Below are 15,973 nucleotides of genomic sequence, written 5' to 3' on the forward strand. Positions count from 1 at the left end.
CCCTTCAAGACCGACCGACCAGCCGTCAATGGCGGATCGACCGCAGCTCAACTGCCGCTCAATTGCAGCTCAAGGTCGCATAGTTCTTCCCCGCCCCGGCCACCGTGAGCAGCTTCTGCTTCACGCAGGCTGGCGTGTGCACCGTGTACGCATACGGGATGCCGACAGGGAAGTTCGCCGTCGTCACCCAATCGGTCGCGTCGCGCGACGGGCTCGAGCCGCTGGCCACCCACTTGATCCCATAGGTCGCGAAGTCGGCCGGGCTGCGCACGTTGTTGTTGCGCAGTTCCCAGTAGCCGATCGACGAGCTGTCCCGCGAGGTCACCGGGTTCTGCGCGTTCTCGAAGTAGTTGCCTTCGATCAGCGCGTAGCCGCCCATGCGGATGTTGGCGCCCGAGGTCAGCACGCCCGAGTACAGGTTGTTGTACAGGTGCGTGTAGCCCGCGCGCTGCAGCGGCAGCCGCGAGCCGACGTTGCTGTACACGTTGTGGTGGAAGGTGATGTAGCGGTCGCTGGCGTCGCTGTCGCTCGATCCGATCAGGCCTACCTTGTGGTGGTCGTGCAGATAGTTGTACGAGTAGGTGATGTGATGCGCGCCGGCCTTGCTGTCGATGAGGCCGTCGAACTCCAGGTCACCGGCACCGGAGCACTCCGCGGTCGAGCTGAACAGCGTGTTGTGATCGATCCAGACGTAGCCGGGGAACTTGCCGCTCTGGCCTTCGATGCCGATGGCGTCAATGGAACCAGGCAGCAGGCCGATCGTCATGTTGCGGATGATGATGTTGGTCGCCGCGGCCTTGATCGCAAGCCCGAAGTTCGCGGCCGAGCCGTTGACGCCTTCGATCGTGACGTTGCTCTTGTTCTTCACTTCGACGACCGCGCCGGCCGCCTTCTTCCACTGCGTGCAGGGATCGGGGATGGTGCCGAAATCGAAGGTGCCCGCGTAGCGGATCACCAGGCCGCCGGTGCCGCTGTAGGCATCGATCGCGGCCTGCATCTGCGCCGCGGTGGTGACGGTGATCGGCGTTGCCGAGCCGCCGCCGGTGACCTGGCCGGCGTAGCCGCCGCTATGTCCAGCCGGAGCCGGCGAAGGCGCTGGGGATGGCGACGGCGCGGGTGAAGGCGCCGGCGAGGGAGACGGGGCTGGAGACGGCGATGGCGCCGGCGATCCGGCCGGTCCCACCGCGCATTTCTCGGCCTTGCCCGGATTAGGGTCCGCGCCGCCGAAGGTCGCCGACGCGCAGGCGACGTCGCCCTTCAAGCTCTTGATGACCCACTTGTCCTTCACGCCGAAGGACACCTGGCGCGTCGTGTCGCCGACCTTGCAGGTGCCGCCCTCATCCGCGCACTTGGAGAAGCCGGACGGCCAGTCCACCGCGTGCGCCACGCCCATCGGCGCGACGGCGCCGACCGCGACCGCCATCGCCATCAGGCCGTGCCGCGGGCTCGGCGCGCGCAGCGATCCGGCGGTCGGCGGCTTAGGCGCGACCAGCACGGCGGACTCGTCAATACGGGTGCTCTTCATCGAATGTCTCCCAATGTCGTTGAGGCGACCGGCGCGGGCATGGCTCCGCCCTCACCGGTCACCGGTGAATCAAAAAATGCTCGGGAACCCAACGCCGTTTCCTCCGCCTCGCGCGACGCGGACCAGCAGGATCCGCATCGGGGACGGTGGCCGTCGGCACAGGCCACGTGTCGACACGCCTGCGCGCAGGCGCGGCCATGTCGACAACGGGAGGCAGACTAACGAGGTAGCCTGATTTCGGAAAGGCGTTTTACATTTGCCGATCTGGCGTTACGGATTTCCATTTCTGGTGGTCGCAACCGTGTCGGACGCTCCCGCGTCCGCCTTCATCTCCACCGGCTCCTGCCATCCGCCGCCGAGTGCCCTCACGAGCGCCACCGTCGCGCGGCTGCGTCGCGTCGCCAGGTCGACCGCGCTGCGCCGCGCCTGCAGTCCCGCCGTCTGCGAAGTGACCACCTCCAGGTAGGCGGCCGCACCAGCGCGATAACGATTCGTCGCCAGCGCGAGCGAACGATCCGCCGCATCCACCGATTTGTTCTCCGCCTCCAGCGCTTCGCCGTAGCGGTCGAGCAGGACCAACTGGTCCTCGACCTGCTGGAACGCCGCAAGCACCGTTCCGCGATAACGCTGCGCCGACTCGTCCAGCGCCGCCGTCGCGCGCGCCTCCTCCGCCTTGCGGCGGCCGCCGTCGAACAGGTTGTAGGCCAGCGTCGGACCGATGGCCCAGAACAGGTTGGGCGCCTCGAGGAAATGGCCGAAGTCGCTGCTCTGGAATCCACCCTGCGCGCTCAGCACCACCGACGGGAAGAACGCCGTCTTCGCCACGCCCAGCGTCGCCGTCGCGGCCACCACGCGCTGCTGTGCCGCGGCGATGTCGGGTCGCCGCTCCAGCAAGGTCGAGGGCAGTCCCGTCGGCACCACGGGCATCGCCAGCTGCGGCGAGGTGGCCGGCTCGATGCGGAAGCTCGAAGCGTTCGCGCCGACCAGCGCGGCGATCGCGTGCTCCAGCACCGCCCGCTGCGCCTGCGATTGACGTCGCTGCGAGCGCGCCGACTCCAACTGGCCCTCGGCCCGCGCCTGGTCAAGACCTGACGCGATGCCCGCCTGATGCCGGCGGGAAATCAGATCGAACGCCCGCGTGTAGGCCTCTTCGGCATCGGCGAGCAAGGCGTTGTCGCGATCGAGTCCGCGCAATTGCAGCAAGGAATCAGCCAGCTGCGCCTGCAGCGCCAACCGCGCCGCAGCGAGGTCCGCCGCCGCCGCACGTTCCGACGCCAGTCCGGCACGGACCTGCTGCGAGATGCGGCCCCACAGGTCGACTTCGTAGCTCAGGTCCAGGCCCAGCGTCGCGCTGTTGTACCAATCCGGCGAGGTCGGCCCGAGCACGCGCAGCGGGCGGCGCTCCGATTGCCGGTCGCGTTGCCCGTTGAGGGAGCTGTTCAGCGTCGGCGATTGCGCCGAACGCAGGCTGTCCGTCGCGGCTCGCGCCTGCTGGTAGCGGGCGAGCGCGGAGGCCAGGTCCGGACTGTTCTCGATCAGCCGCTGCTGCAGCGCGTCGAGTTCCGAATCGCCGTAGCTCTTCCACCACCCGTCGAAAGCGATGGGCGCGGCGGTCGAGGCACCGGCCTCGACCCACGGGCCCCGGGCTTCCTTGAAGCTCGTCGCCATCGGCACCTCAGGCAGCGCCGTCTTCGGCGGCTGGGCGCAGCCGGCGATCAACGCGGCAACAGCGAGCACGACGCCTCGAGCTGCTTGCGCGGACAAGCGTGTCGACGGGCGCGAGGTCATGTGCGTCCCTTCGCCGAGGCGGCCGAGCCCGGCGCGGCCGCCGGCTGAGCGACGCGCACCACGTCGCCATCGGCGATGCCGTCCGGCGGATTCGCGATGACGCGGTCAGCGGCGGTGAGTCCGCCGCCGAGTTCGATCCGCGTGCCCATGTCGCGCGCGATCGTGACCTTGCGCAGCTTCACGCGATTGCCCGCGTCCACGGTCGCCACCTGCACGCCGTCCTTGTTGATGATCACGGCGCCCGGCGGCAGCGAGACCGCCGCATTCGACTGAGCGCCAGCCTCGGCAGACGCGGCGCCGTCGAAGCGCACCGTCGCGAAGCCGCCCGGCAGCAACTCGTCCTTCTCGTTGTCCACGGCGAGCTGCACCAGCATCGCGCCGCTGGCCGTGTTGATCGCCTGCGAGGTCGACTGCACCGTCGCGGCGAAACGCTGGCCGGGCCGCTCGGGCACCGTCAGCACAGCCTTGCCGCCCGCCCGCACCTGCGCGACCTGGCGCTGCGGCACGTTGACGTAGACCCGCAGCTTGCGCATGTCGGAGACGACGAACAGCTCGCTGCCCGGTGCGCCGCCGATGTTGATCAGCGCGCCCACGTCGGTGTTGCGCGTGGTGACGACGCCGTCGAACGGCGCCGTCAATTGGGTGAAGCGCTTCAGCGCCTCGATGCGATCGACGTTGGCCTGCAGCGCGGTGACCTGCGACTGCTTGGCGGTCATGTCGCCGGTGCGCTCGTCCACTTCCTGCTTGGAGACCGAATCCGATGCCAGCAGCCCTTGCCAGCGCTTGGCGGTGCTCGCCGCCAGCGCGGCATTGCTGCGCGCGGTCGCGAGTTCGGCCTTGGCCTGCATCAGCTGCTGATCGAGGTCGGGCGTCTCGATCTCGGCGAGCTGCTGTCCGGCCTTGACCTTGCCGCCGATGTCGACGTTCCAGCGCTTCAGGTAACCGCTGACCCGCGCGTAGATCGGCGCACGCGACCAGGCCTCGATGCGCGCGGGCAGCTCCAGGCCGCCTTCGGTCAAGGCCTGCGGCGCGACCAGCGTGACGCTGGGCTGGCCGCGTTCGTCGGCCGTGCTCTGCAGTTGCTCGGCGTTGGACTTGCGGGACCACAGACCCGCGGCCACCACCGCGACCGCGATCACGACCGCGACGGTCGCGGCCAGCTTGAAGCGCGCGGGAGGACGCGAGGACACCACGGTGTTGTCGTTATCAGTTCGCATGGGAAGCATCTCCGGTCCCGGGCAGCGCGTTCGCGGCTCCGGCGATCAAGTCGTTCGATTCAGAAGCGTCGGCGGCGGGTCCGGTCTTGCGGTGGTGTCGATGCACGATGCTGAACACCACCGGCACGAAGACCAGCGTCGCGAAGGTGGCGAAGACCAGGCCGCCGATCACGGCGCGACCCAGCGGCGCGTTCTGCTCGCCGCCTTCGCCCAGGCCCAGCGCCATCGGCAGCATGCCGATGATCATCGCCAGCGCCGTCATCAGCACCGGACGGAAGCGCACGAAACCGGCTTCCATCGCGGCCGCGTAGGCGTCGCCGAGTTCCTCCAGCCGCTCCCGCGCGAAGCTGATCACCAGCACGCTGTTGGCCGTCGCCACGCCCATGCACATGATCGCCCCCGTCAGCGCAGGCACCGACAAGGTCGTCCCGGTCGCGAAGAGCATCCACACGATGCCGGCCAGCGCCGCGGGCAGCGCCGACACGATCACCGCCGGATCCAGCCAGGACTGGAAGTTCACGACAATCAGCAGGTAGATCAGCACCACCGCGCCGAGCAGTCCGAACAGCAGGCCCGAGAACGCGCGGTCCATCGTGCGCACCTGGCCGAGCAGCTGCACGTTGGAGCCCTTGGGCACGTCGGCCTGCGTCTCGGCGAGCACCTTGCGGATGTCGCGCGCGACCGCGCCCAGATCGCGGTCCTGCGTCGTCGCGTGGATCTGCACCATCGTCGCGACGTCGTACTGGCTGATCAGCGCCGGGCTGTTGACCCGCTGGAAGGTCGCCACGCCGCCGAGCGTCGAGGTGCCCGGCTGGCTGCCGTTGCCGATGGGCAGGTTGCTCAGCGCGGCCAGCGAATCCAGCTGATGCTGCGGCGTCTGCATCACGATCGAGTAGCTGACGCCGTTCTGCGGATTCAGCCAGAAGGTCGGCGCCACCTGGCTGCTGCCGGCGAGGTTCACGACCAGGCTGTTGGCCACGTCGCGCGTGGTCAGGCCCTGCAGCTGAGCCTGCGTGCGGTCGACGTCGACATTGAAGGTCGGCGCCTTGTTGGACTGCTGGATGCGCGCATCGGCCACGCCCGGGATCGCCTTGATGCGCTTGAGCAGCTGCTGCGCGTAGGCGAAATTGGACTCGACGTCGCGGCCCCGCACCTGCACGTCGATCGGCGCCGGCGCGCCGAAGTTCAGGATCTGGCTGACGATGTCGGCCGGCGGGAAGGAGAAGGTCGTGTCGGGGAACTCGCGCGGGAGGACCTGTCGAAGCTGACGCACATAGTCGGCCGTGGGCGCGTGCCCTTCCTTCAGCGCGATCTGGAAGTCGCCGTCGGAGGTGCCCAGCACGCCGGTGTTGTTGTAGGTCAGGTTGATCGACGACGGCGGCAGACCGATGTTGTCGACCATGGTCTCGATCTTGTCGGACGGGATCACGCGGCGGATCGCCTGCTCGATCTTCGCGAAGCGCGCAGCGGTCTCCTCGACCCGCGTGCCCACCGGCACCCGCGCGTGCATCAGGATCTGGCCGGAGTCGACCTGCGGGAAGAAGTTGCTCCCGATGAAGGGCACCAGCGCGAAGGACGCCAGCACCACCACCGCGAAGCCGATCAGGAAGGGCTTCTTGCTCGCCAGCGCGGCCTCGAGCATCCGGCGGTAGCCTTCGCGCACGCGTTCGAAGCGGGCCTCGAAGTTGCGCTGGAAGCGCACCAGCGGATTGCGCGACGGCGGCTGCGCCAGATGCCCGTGGCCGTCGGTCAGCGGCGCATGCGGATGCAGCAGGTACTTGGCCATCGTCGGCACCAGCGTGCGCGACAGGATGAACGAGCACACCATCGCGAAGATCACCGCCTCCGCCATCGGCACGAACAGGAAGCGCGACACGCCTTCCAGGAAGAACATCGGGATGAACACGATGCAGATGCACAGCAGCGAGACGAAGGCCGGCGTCACGATCTGCTGCGCGCCGTCCATGATCGATTCCTCGACGCCCTTGCCGTGCTCCAGGTGCCAGTTGATGTTCTCGATGGTCACCGTCGCGTCGTCGACCAGGATGCCCACCGCGAGCGCGAGTCCGCCCAGCGTCATGAGATTGAGCGTCTCGCCGATCGCCGCCAGGCCGATGATGGATCCCAGGATGGACAGCGGGATCGACACCGCGATGATCACCGTCGAGCGCCAGCTGCCCAGGAACAGCAGGATCATCAGGCTGGTCAGCGCCGCGGCGATGGCACCCTCGATCGCGACGCCCTTGATGGCGGCACGCACGAAGACCGACTGGTCGTTGATCGGCTTGACCTCGAGTTCATCGGGCAGCGAAGGCCGCAGCTCGCCGAGCTTCGCGCGCACGCCGTCGACGATCGCGAGCGTGGACGCCGCGCCGTTCTTCAGCACCGACATCAGCACCGAGCGCCCGCCGTCCACATGGACGATGTTGGTCTGCGGCGCGTTGCCGTCATGCACGTCGGCCACGTCGCGCAGGTAGATGGTCGAGCCATTGACCACCTTCACCGGCAGCCGGCCCAGTTCCTCGATCGCGGACGGCGCGCTGTTGAGCTGCAGCGTGTACTCCAGCTCGCCGATCTTCTGCGTGCCGATCGGCGTGAGCACGTTCTGCGTCGCCAGCGCGGTGGCCACGTCCTGCGCCGACAGCCCGCGCGCCTGCAGCGCGGCGGGGTTGACGTCGATCTGCACCTGACGCTGCTTGCCGCCGTAGGGCAGCGGGATCGCCGCGCCCGGCACGGTCACCAGCGGCGTACGGATCGTGTTGAAGCCGAGGTCGAAGAGCTGCTGCTCCGACAGCCCCTTGCCCGAGAGCGCGAGCTGCAGGATGGGCACCGTGGCCGCGTTGTAGTTCAGGATCAGCGGCGGCGTCGTGCCGGCCGGCATCTGCCGCACGGCGACCTGCGCGACCGCGGTGACCTGCGCGTTGGCCACCGCGATGTTCACGCCCGGCTGGAAGAAGATCTTCACCACCGAGACGCCGGGATAGGTGTTGGCCTCGATGTGCTCGATGTCGTTGACGGTGGTCGTCAGCGTGCGCTGGAACAGCGTCGAGATGCGTCCGGCCATCTGGTCCGGCGGCAGGCCGGTGAACTGCCAGGCCACGGCGATGACCGGCACCCGGATCTCCGGGAAGATGTCCGTCGGCGTGCGCACGGCCGCCAGCGGGCCGATGATCAGCAACAGCAGCGCCAGCACGAGGAAGGTGTAAGGGCGTCGCAGCGCGACGCGCACGGCGGCCATCAGCATGGACGGATTCCCACGATCGTTGTCATCGTTGCTCTCTGGTGGATGACCGTTTTCCGGTCGTATCGAGCGCGGATTTTGTGTGTCGGCACGCGCCCATGTATTGCTGATCGGTAATGACCGTACGCGTACGGGGTCACTCCCCCCGCGATTGGGCGGCATGCATCGGCGTGGTGCGAAAACCGGGCGATGGACGCCCCTTCCCGACCGCCTGGCGCCTGCCCATCACGGCGCCCGTTTCAGCACCCGTCCCAGCGCCCGCCGCCGCACTCGTCGTCGGGCCCGGGCAGGCCGGACTGTAGTCAGGCGATTGACAAGCCGCTAGGCCGGTCGGCATTGAAGGATTGGCAAGTGGAACTTGATAATCCGGTCCTCCCGGATCGGTCATCCTCACGCCATGCCCGTCAACGAACTCCGCGCCATCACGACCTTCGTCCGCACCGCCGAACTGGGCAGCCTGCGCCGCGCCGCCACCGCGCAGGGCATCACGCCGCAGGCGGCCAGCCAGGCGCTGGCGCAGCTGGAGCAGCACCTTGGCGTGCGGCTGTTCCATCGAACGACGCGCAACATGGCGCTGACCGACGAGGGCCGCCAGTTCCTGGACAGCGTGCGGCCCGCGCTGGGCTGGCTGCACCGCGCGATCGAGAATGTGCGCGAGGCCAAGGACGAGATCGCCGGCCCGCTGCGCATCGTCGGTCCGCGCTCGGCGTTCCGGCCGGCGCTGTGGGCGCTGCTGGACGAGTTCTGCACCCGGCATCCCGACGTGCGTCCCGAGGTCCAGCTCGCCGACGACATCGGCAACTGGGTCGAGGACCGCGTCGACGTCGGCTTCCGCATCGGCGCATCGCCCGCCGAAGGCGTCATCGCGCGACGTCTGTTTCCGGTGCAGGGCATCATCTGCGCCGCGCCCGCCTACCTGCGCAAGCACGGCGCCCCGCAGTCGCTGGACGATCTGGCCGCGCACCGATGCAGCACCTTCCGCCATCCCGAAGGCCGCATCGTCGCCTGGACCGTGAAGGTCGGGAAGGCGGTCGCCGCGCAGCCGATCACGCCGGCGCTCTGCGTCAACGATGAAGAACTCGAATTCGACGCGCTGCTCGGCGGCCAGGTGATCAGCATGATGACCAGCATCACCGTCGCGGCGCATATCCGCGCCGGCCGCCTCGTGCCGCTGCTGACGCGGCACGTGGCCGCGCCCTCCAGCCTGCACGTCTACTGGGGCAGCCGCAGCGCACAACCGGCGCGCGTGCGCGCCTTCATCGACCTGGCCATCGAACGCCTTGCCGACAGCGACGCCTACGTCCTCGGCGCCAAGGAACTCGCCGCCGCCGAGACCCAAGGACGCGAGAAGTTCCTATCGCGCACCTAACGTACGACGATTCGTGCCGAAGCCCGCACGTCTTACAAATTCCCGGGAAAGTCCTCCCGTTTTTGCCGACAGATCGACCGTTGAAACAAGCCGTTGCTCCTTAATATGCGGCCCCAGCGGACTCGCCCGGCCCTCGCCGGCGCCAACCAGGACCGTCCGCCAGAAAGACATCGGGCAGCATGAAGTCGATCGGGTTGTTGGGTCAGTCGAAACAAACGGGCTGGGCAAGGATGGCGATGGCTGCGGTCATCGCGGCGACGCTGGGGACACCGGGCGCGCGAGCCGAACCCGCGCTTCAGCGGCAGCTTCCGCCGCCTTCCGCACACATCGCGCCGCTCGCCGTCGACTTCCACGGCGAAGCCGCCTCGCTCGAAGCGCGCGCCGCGGCCCGCGCGGCGTTCGAGGGCTTCGATGCCAAGGGACGCCCCTTCGCCGTCGTCGACAAGAAGGAGGCGAAGCTCTTCGTCTTCAATGCCGACGGCCAGTTGGTCGGCGCCGCGCCGGCGCTGCTGGGCCTGGCCCGCGGCGACAGCGTCGCGCCCGGCGTCGGCGAGATGGTGTCCACCGGCATTCCCCCCGACCTCCGCACCACGCCCGCCGGTCGGTATGACAGCCAGCCCGGCCCGAATCTGAAAGGGGAGACCGTGATCTGGGTCGACTACGACGCCGCGTTCGCGATCCATCGCCTGCGCCCGGGTCCGGCGCACGAGCGCCGCGCCGAGCGGCTCGCGTCGCCGTCGCCGGACGACAACCGCATCTCGCTGGGGTGCGTGGTCGTGGCGGGCGAGTTCTTCGATCGCGTCGTCGCGCCGGTGCTCGGCCACGGAGCCGGCGTCGTTTACGTGCTGCCCGAACCCGCCCCCGCGGCCATGGCGCAGACCACCCCCTCCGCCAGTCGCCTCTGAGCTGTTCCAGGCCGCTCCAGGCCGCGCCGGATGGCCGGCAACCATTGGAAACCGGGAGCCCGCCCCAGGCGGCATCGGTGCTGCGCCCGCTACACTTGCGCCCTTGCGCATTTCCGCAGCCACTGGATCTACACCATGTACCGCTGTGCCTCGCCCGCCCCGTCCCGCCGTCGCTCGATGATGGCGACGGCCGCCAGCACCGCCCTGTTCTCGCTGGTCGCCGCGTTCGGCGGCATCGCCGCCCTCGCGACGCCCGCCCCCGCGCAGGCCCAGATCGCTCCCGGCCACCGCTACTTCCCGCAACGCGCGCTGCGCGGCGAGATCGTCTTCGGCGTCGCGCCCGATGTGCTGCTCAACGGCAAGCCGGCGCGTCTGGCGCCCGGCGCGCGCATCCGCAACGCGGTCGACCTGGTCGCCACGCCCGGCTCGCTCTACGAGCAGAAGGCCACGGTGCTCTACACCCGCGACATCAGCGGCCTGCTCATGGACGTCTGGCTGCTGAGCGAGGTCGAGCTGGCCAACAAGTCCTGGCCCACCACGCCGGAACAGGCCTCGAAGCTGGTGTTCGACCAGGCCAGCCAGGTCTGGCGCAAGCCCTGACTCACTGAGCCCGCACCCGCGCCGCGCCACCGGTCGACCGGACAGGCGCACCGGCGCGGAGCCGCCGCATTCCTCCCGATTTCCGGAGCTCCCCATGAGCAAGAAAGTCTTCATCAAGACCTTCGGCTGCCAGATGAACGAGTACGACTCGGACAAGATGGCCGACGTCCTGCGCGCCGCCGAAGGCTACGAACCCACCACCGACGTCGAGCAGGCCGATCTGGTGCTGTTCAACACCTGCTCGGTCCGCGAGAAGGCGCAGGAGAAGGTGTTCTCCGACCTCGGCCGCATCAAGCACCTGAAGGCCAAGGGCGTGATGATCGGCGTCGGCGGTTGCGTCGCCAGCCAGGAAGGCGCGGCCATCATCGAGCGCGCGCCCTACGTCGACGTCGTCTTCGGCCCGCAGACGCTGCACCGCCTGCCGCAGATGCTGACCCAGCGCCAGCAGCAGTCGCGCCCGCAGGTCGACATCTCCTTCCCCGAGATCGAGAAGTTCGACCACCTGCCGCCGGCCAAGGTCGAGGGCGCGTCGGCCTTCGTGTCCATCATGGAAGGCTGCTCGAAGTACTGCTCCTACTGCGTCGTGCCCTACACCCGCGGCGAGGAGGTCAGCAGACCCTTCGAGGACGTGCTCGAGGAAGTCGCCGGACTGGCCGACCAGGGCGTCAAGGAAGTGACGTTGCTCGGCCAGAACGTGAACGCCTATCGCGGCGCCATGGGCGGCACGGATGAGATCGCCGACTTCGCGCTGCTGCTCGAATACGTCGCCGAGATCCCCGGCATCGAGCGCATCCGCTACACCACCAGCCATCCCAACGAGTTCAGCCAGCGCCTGATCGACGCCTACGCCACGATCCCGAAACTGGTGAACCATGTGCACCTGCCGGTGCAGCACGGCTCGGACCGCATCCTGATGGCGATGAAGCGCGGCTACACCACGCTGCAGTTCAAGAGCATCGTGCGCAAGCTGCGCGCCATCCGGCCGGACATCCGCATCGCCTCGGACTTCATCGTCGGATTCCCCGGCGAGACCGACGAGGACCACGCCAAGACCATGCAGCTGGTGCGTGACATCGGCTTCGACGCGTCGTTCAGCTTCATCTTCAGCCCGCGTCCCGGCACGCCGGCGGCCAACCTGGCCGACGACACGCCGCACGAGGTGAAGGTCCGCCGCCTGCAGGAGCTGCAGGCCGAGATCGAGGCGACCGCCATCCGCTACAACCACAGCACGGTCGGCAAGACCGTGCCGGTGCTGGTCTCGGGCCACGCCCGCAAGGACGCCACGGAGCTGATGGGGCGCACCGAGTGCAACCGCATCGTCAACTTCAAGGGCCACGAGCGGCTGATGCACCAGATCATCCCGATGCACATCACCGAAGCCTTTGCGCACTCGCTGCGCGGCGAGGTGCCGGTGACCGAGGTGCTGCAGGGCTGACGGACCGGGAAGGCCGGCCCGGCCCGGCCGCCTCACTCGAAAGCGGTAGCGCGTGGCCCCGGCCGGCGCTCAGCCCGGTTCAGCGTTTGTAACTGACGCCCCACTGCGTGGCGGTGATGCCGAGCAGCATCAGGCCGTAGCCGGTCATCGTGCCGTCAGCGCCGGTGAGCATCAGCGCGGCGAACAGGCCGAGTGTGCCGCCAACGCCGCCCCACATCGCCAGCGTGCGCCAGCGCATGCCGGAGACGGTGTCCCGCCAGATCAACTTGAGGGCGGCGGCCATCAGCGCCGCAACGCCCCAGGCGGGCAGGAACAGGTTGCCGAAATGCCAGACGGCGTCGAGTGGGTCCACGGGTCGGTTCGCTCCGGGCGAGGTGTAGATGTAACGGGACGGCGGTCGAAAGGCGTCGTTCCTTGACGCATCCCGGGGGCGATGAGCGCGCCGCCAAGGCCCGTGCGAGACACGGGTCGGGCAGGAATTTTATAATCGCCGCATGTCCGTCTTTGCCCTGGGTCTGAACCACACGTCCGCGCCGCTCGATCTGCGTGGACGTTTCGCGTTCACGCTCGAGCAACTGGCCCCGACGCTGCTGCGTTTCCAGGACCAGATCGGCACCAACCAGCGCCGCCGCACCGCCGCCGCGGAAGCCGCCATCCTCTCCACCTGCAACCGCACCGAGCTCTACGTCGCCGGCGACGCCGACATGGTCCGCCCCGCTGTGGACTGGCTGGCGCAGGTCGGCGGGGTCGGCAGCTCGATGCTGATGGACCATTCCTACGTGGTCGAGGACGGCGCCGCCGCGCGGCATGCCTTCCGCGTCGCCAGCGGGCTGGACTCGATGGTGCTGGGCGAACCGCAGATCCTCGGCCAGCTCAAGCAGGCCGTGCGCGAGGCCGATTCGGCCGGCACGCTCGGCACGACGCTGCACCAGCTGTTCCAGCGCAGCTTCTCGGTGGCCAAGGAAGTCCGCAGTTCCACGGAGATCGGCAGCCACTCGATCAGCATGGCCGCGGCCTCGGTGCGACTGGCCTCGCAGCTGTTCGAGCACCTCGCCGACATCAAGGTGCTGCTGGTCGGCGCGGGCGAGATGATCGAGCTGGTCGGCACGCATTTCGCGGCCAAGGGTCCGAAGGCGATCGCCATCGCCAACCGCACGCAGGAGCGCGGCGAGAAGCTCGCCCATCAGCTGGGCGGCGAGGCCTTCCGGCTGGCCGACCTGCCCGACCGCCTGCACGAATTCGACGCGGTGATCTCCTGCACCGCCTCCAGCCTGCCGCTGATCGGCCTGGGCGCCGTCGCACGCGCCTTGAAGAAGCGCCGTCACAAGCCGATGTTCATGGTCGACCTGGCGGTGCCGCGCGACATCGAACAGGAAGTGGCCAAGCTGGACGACGTCTACCTGTACACCGTGGACGACCTGTCCAAGCTGGTCCAGACCGCGGGCGAGAAACGCCAGGCTGCGGTCCAGCAGGCGGAAGCCATCATCGAGACCGGCGTGCAGAGCTTCGTGCACTGGCTGGGGCAGCGCCACACGGTGCCGCTGATCCAGGCCCTGCACCAGCAGGCCGACAGCTGGCGCCAGGCCGAGATCCAGCGCGCGCGCAAGCTGATCGCCAAGGGCGAGGACATCGACAGCGTGCTGGACGCGCTGGCGCGCGGACTGACGCAGAAGATGCTGCACGGCGCGATGGCCGAACTCAACGGCAGCGATGGCGAGCAGCGCCTGCAGATGGCGCAGACCGTGTCGCGGCTGTTCCTGCGCGGCGGCGCGAAGACATCAGGCGCCCGCCCGGACGCGCTCGGCGAAGAAGCGGACTCGTAGCGGCGCGTTCCGCACGCGAGCGGCCGGCACCGGCTGCTCTTCGGCATACCGAGCCGTACTACTCCCGGTCCGCCGACCGGTCGTCCCTCTGCCTCTTCGCCCTCCGCGCCCTCCGCGCCCATTCCCCATGAAAGACGTCCTGCGCCAGAAGTTCGACCGCCTCGGCTACCGTCTGGCGGAGCTCGACAGCACGCTTGCCGACGGCAGCGTCGCCGCCGACATGAAGCGCTACCGCGCGTTGACGCGCGAGCAGTCGGAGGTGTCATCGCTGGTCGAGCGCTACCGTCGCTACGTCCAGCGCGAGCGGGACCTCGTCGCCGCGCGCGAGCTGCTCGACAGCGGCGATGCCGACATGATCGAGATGGCGCGGGAGGAGATCGCCGGCGCCGAGGCCGATCTGGCGCAGCTCGACCAGGAACTGCAGCTCGCGCTCATCCCCCGCGATCCGGACGACGATCGGCCCGCGTTCCTCGAGATCCGCGCCGGCGCGGGCGGTGACGAATCGGCGCTCTTCGCCGGCGATCTGACCCGCATGTACACCCGCTTCGCCGAAGGACGCGGCTGGCGTTGCGAGGTGCTGTCGGCGAGCGAATCGGACCTGGGCGGCTACAAGGAAATCGTCCTGCGCCTGGACGGCGACGGCGTGTACGGGCAGATGAAGTTCGAGTCCGGCGGCCATCGCGTGCAGCGCGTGCCCGCCACCGAGTCGCAGGGCCGCATCCACACCAGCGCCTGCACGGTCGCGGTGATGGCCGAGCCCGACGAGGCCGAGGAGATCCAGCTGAACCCCGCCGAGCTGCGCATCGACACCTTCCGCGCGAGCGGCGCGGGCGGGCAGCACGTCAACAAGACCGACAGCGCGATCCGGATCACGCACTTGCCGACCGGCCTGGTCGCCGAGTGCCAGGACGACCGCAGCCAGCACCGCAACAAGGCCAAGGCGATGGCGGTGCTCGCCGCGCGGCTGCGCGACAAGGACCGCAACGAGCGCGCCGCCAAGGAGGCCGCGCAGCGCAAGAGCCTCGTGGGCACCGGCGATCGCAGCGACCGCATCCGCACCTACAACTTCCCCCAGGGACGACTGACCGATCACCGGATCAACCTGACGCTCTACAAGCTCGGCGCGATCATGGACGGCGATCTCGCCGACGTGCTGCAGGGGCTTCAACAAGCGCAGGCCGCGGAGCAGCTCGCGGCCCTGGAAGGCAGCCAGGGATGAGCGCCGCCGATGGGGCCTTGACGATCGTCGGAGCAGAACGTGCCGCCATCGCCGCCGGCCTGCCGCGCGCCGAAGCGCTGTACCTCCTGCAGGCCCTGCTCGGCGTCTCGCGGGCATGGCTGATCGCGCACGACACCGATCCGCTCGATGCGCGCCAGCAGGAGCGCTTCCAGGACTGGCTTGCCCGCCGGCTCGACGGCGTGCCGCTGGCCTACCTGAGCGGGGAGAAGGAGTTCTTCGGCCTGACGCTGCTCGTCACGCCGGACACGCTGATCCCGCGACCGGACACCGAAGTGCTGGTGGAATGGGCGCTCGAACGACTCGCGGGACTGTCCGCGCCCCGGGTCGTCGATCTGGGCACCGGCACCGGCGCGATCGCGCTGTCGATCAAGTCGCGGCGTCCCGATGCCGACGTCCGGATGGTCGACGCGAGCGCCGGCGCCTTGTCCGTCGCCCAGGACAACGCCCGCCGGCTGGGTCTGTCGGTCGAGGCGCACCTCGGCGACTGGTACGAGCCGCTGTCGGGTCAATCGGCATTCGACCTGATCCTGAGTAACCCGCCGTACGTTGCGGGCGACGATCACCACCTCGACGCGCTGCGGCATGAGCCCCGGATGGCGCTGACGCCGGAAGGCGACGGACTGGCCGACCTGCGCGAGCTGGTGGACGGCGCGCCGGCCCGGCTGCGCCCGGATGGATGGCTGCTCCTCGAACATGGGTATGACCAGGCCGAAGCGGTGGCCGATCTGCTGAGCGCACGCGGCTTCGTCGACGTCGAGAACCGCCGCGATCTGGGCGGCCAACCCCGCGCCAGCGGCGGCCGCTGGCCGGCGTAAGGAATGTGGCGGCCG

12 protein-coding genes are annotated in these 15,973 nt (G+C 69.1%); 7 read left to right on the forward strand and 5 right to left on the reverse strand.

From position 1 onward, the window contains the following. Positions 1 to 58: 58 nt before the first annotated feature. The 4 genes from VF536_RS17275 to VF536_RS17290 form a co-directional block, all read right to left on the reverse strand. Positions 59 to 1,525 (reverse strand): hypothetical protein, encoded by a 1,467-nt coding sequence (locus VF536_RS17275; protein WP_331616096.1) that lies wholly within the window; start codon positions 1,523 to 1,525, stop codon positions 59 to 61. 270 nt (positions 1,526 to 1,795) lie between these two features. Beyond that, the gene (locus VF536_RS17280; RefSeq protein ID WP_331616097.1) at positions 1,796 to 3,313 is read right to left on the reverse strand and encodes an efflux transporter outer membrane subunit; all 1,518 of its coding nucleotides are present in this window, start codon (positions 3,311 to 3,313) and stop codon (positions 1,796 to 1,798) included. Further along, entirely contained in the window at positions 3,310 to 4,530 is a 1,221-nt protein-coding gene (locus VF536_RS17285) for an efflux RND transporter periplasmic adaptor subunit (protein ID WP_331616098.1), read from the reverse strand. The genes VF536_RS17280 and VF536_RS17285 overlap by 4 nt, the downstream gene beginning before the upstream one ends. Further along, positions 4,520 to 7,771: an efflux RND transporter permease subunit gene (locus tag VF536_RS17290; protein WP_331616121.1), complete on the reverse strand. Its 3,252-nt coding sequence runs from the start codon at positions 7,769 to 7,771 to the stop codon at positions 4,520 to 4,522. The genes VF536_RS17285 and VF536_RS17290 overlap by 11 nt, the downstream gene beginning before the upstream one ends. 397 nt (positions 7,772 to 8,168) lie before the next feature. Between VF536_RS17290 and VF536_RS17295 the strand changes: the two genes are divergently transcribed. From VF536_RS17295 to miaB, 4 genes are all read left to right on the forward strand, one after another. Next, positions 8,169 to 9,140 (forward strand): LysR family transcriptional regulator, encoded by a 972-nt coding sequence (locus tag VF536_RS17295; protein WP_331616099.1) that lies wholly within the window; start codon positions 8,169 to 8,171, stop codon positions 9,138 to 9,140. 179 nt (positions 9,141 to 9,319) lie between these two features. Continuing rightward, a complete protein-coding gene (locus VF536_RS17300; RefSeq protein ID WP_331616100.1) occupies positions 9,320 to 10,045 on the forward strand; it encodes a hypothetical protein in 726 nt (241 codons plus the stop codon). A 135-nt stretch (positions 10,046 to 10,180) separates the two neighbouring features. Continuing rightward, a complete protein-coding gene (locus tag VF536_RS17305) occupies positions 10,181 to 10,645 on the forward strand; it encodes a hypothetical protein (RefSeq protein ID WP_331616101.1) in 465 nt (154 codons plus the stop codon). 94 nt (positions 10,646 to 10,739) lie between these two features. After that, positions 10,740 to 12,080, forward strand: coding sequence for a tRNA (N6-isopentenyl adenosine(37)-C2)-methylthiotransferase MiaB (miaB, locus tag VF536_RS17310; RefSeq protein WP_331616102.1), 1,341 nt, complete (start codon positions 10,740 to 10,742; stop codon positions 12,078 to 12,080). Positions 12,081 to 12,159: 79 nt separating this feature from the next. On the opposite strand, the gene VF536_RS17315 is transcribed toward miaB, so the two are convergent. After that, complete coding sequence (locus VF536_RS17315; RefSeq protein ID WP_331616103.1) at positions 12,160 to 12,432, reverse strand: hypothetical protein; 273 nt, start codon at positions 12,430 to 12,432, stop codon at positions 12,160 to 12,162. Positions 12,433 to 12,574: 142 nt separating this feature from the next. Here VF536_RS17315 and hemA point away from each other — a divergent pair, with 142 nt between their 5' ends. The 3 genes from hemA (at position 12,575) to prmC (ending at position 15,958) form a co-directional block, all read left to right on the forward strand. Continuing rightward, positions 12,575 to 13,903: a glutamyl-tRNA reductase gene (gene hemA, locus VF536_RS17320; protein ID WP_331616104.1), complete on the forward strand. Its 1,329-nt coding sequence runs from the start codon at positions 12,575 to 12,577 to the stop codon at positions 13,901 to 13,903. Positions 13,904 to 14,030: 127 nt separating this feature from the next. After that, positions 14,031 to 15,122 carry a peptide chain release factor 1 gene (prfA, locus tag VF536_RS17325; protein WP_331616105.1) on the forward strand — a complete coding sequence of 364 codons (1,092 nt, stop codon included), beginning with the start codon at positions 14,031 to 14,033 and terminating at the stop codon, positions 15,120 to 15,122. Then, on the forward strand, positions 15,119 to 15,958 hold the full coding sequence (prmC, locus tag VF536_RS17330) for a peptide chain release factor N(5)-glutamine methyltransferase (protein WP_331616106.1): 840 nt from the start codon (positions 15,119 to 15,121) through the stop codon (positions 15,956 to 15,958). The genes prfA and prmC overlap by 4 nt, the downstream gene beginning before the upstream one ends. The last annotated feature ends 15 nt before the right edge of the window (positions 15,959 to 15,973 follow it).

It is taken from the genome of Roseateles sp., assembly GCF_036486225.1.
GTDB lineage: Bacteria > Pseudomonadota > Gammaproteobacteria > Burkholderiales > Burkholderiaceae_C > Roseateles.

Coding starts and splice junctions, on each gene's coding strand:
- VF536_RS17275 (WP_331616096.1), bottom strand. CDS start 1,525: ATGAAGAGCACCCGTATTGACGAGTCCGCCGTGCTGGTCGCGCCTAAG.
- VF536_RS17280 (WP_331616097.1), bottom strand. CDS start 3,313: ATGACCTCGCGCCCGTCGACACGCTTGTCCGCGCAAGCAGCTCGAGGC.
- VF536_RS17285 (WP_331616098.1), bottom strand. CDS start 4,530: ATGCGAACTGATAACGACAACACCGTGGTGTCCTCGCGTCCTCCCGCG.
- VF536_RS17295 (WP_331616099.1), top strand. CDS start 8,169: ATGCCCGTCAACGAACTCCGCGCCATCACGACCTTCGTCCGCACCGCC.
- VF536_RS17300 (WP_331616100.1), top strand. CDS start 9,320: ATGAAGTCGATCGGGTTGTTGGGTCAGTCGAAACAAACGGGCTGGGCA.
- VF536_RS17305 (WP_331616101.1), top strand. CDS start 10,181: ATGTACCGCTGTGCCTCGCCCGCCCCGTCCCGCCGTCGCTCGATGATG.
- miaB (WP_331616102.1), top strand. CDS start 10,740: ATGAGCAAGAAAGTCTTCATCAAGACCTTCGGCTGCCAGATGAACGAG.
- hemA (WP_331616104.1), top strand. CDS start 12,575: ATGTCCGTCTTTGCCCTGGGTCTGAACCACACGTCCGCGCCGCTCGAT.
- prfA (WP_331616105.1), top strand. CDS start 14,031: ATGAAAGACGTCCTGCGCCAGAAGTTCGACCGCCTCGGCTACCGTCTG.
- prmC (WP_331616106.1), top strand. CDS start 15,119: ATGAGCGCCGCCGATGGGGCCTTGACGATCGTCGGAGCAGAACGTGCC.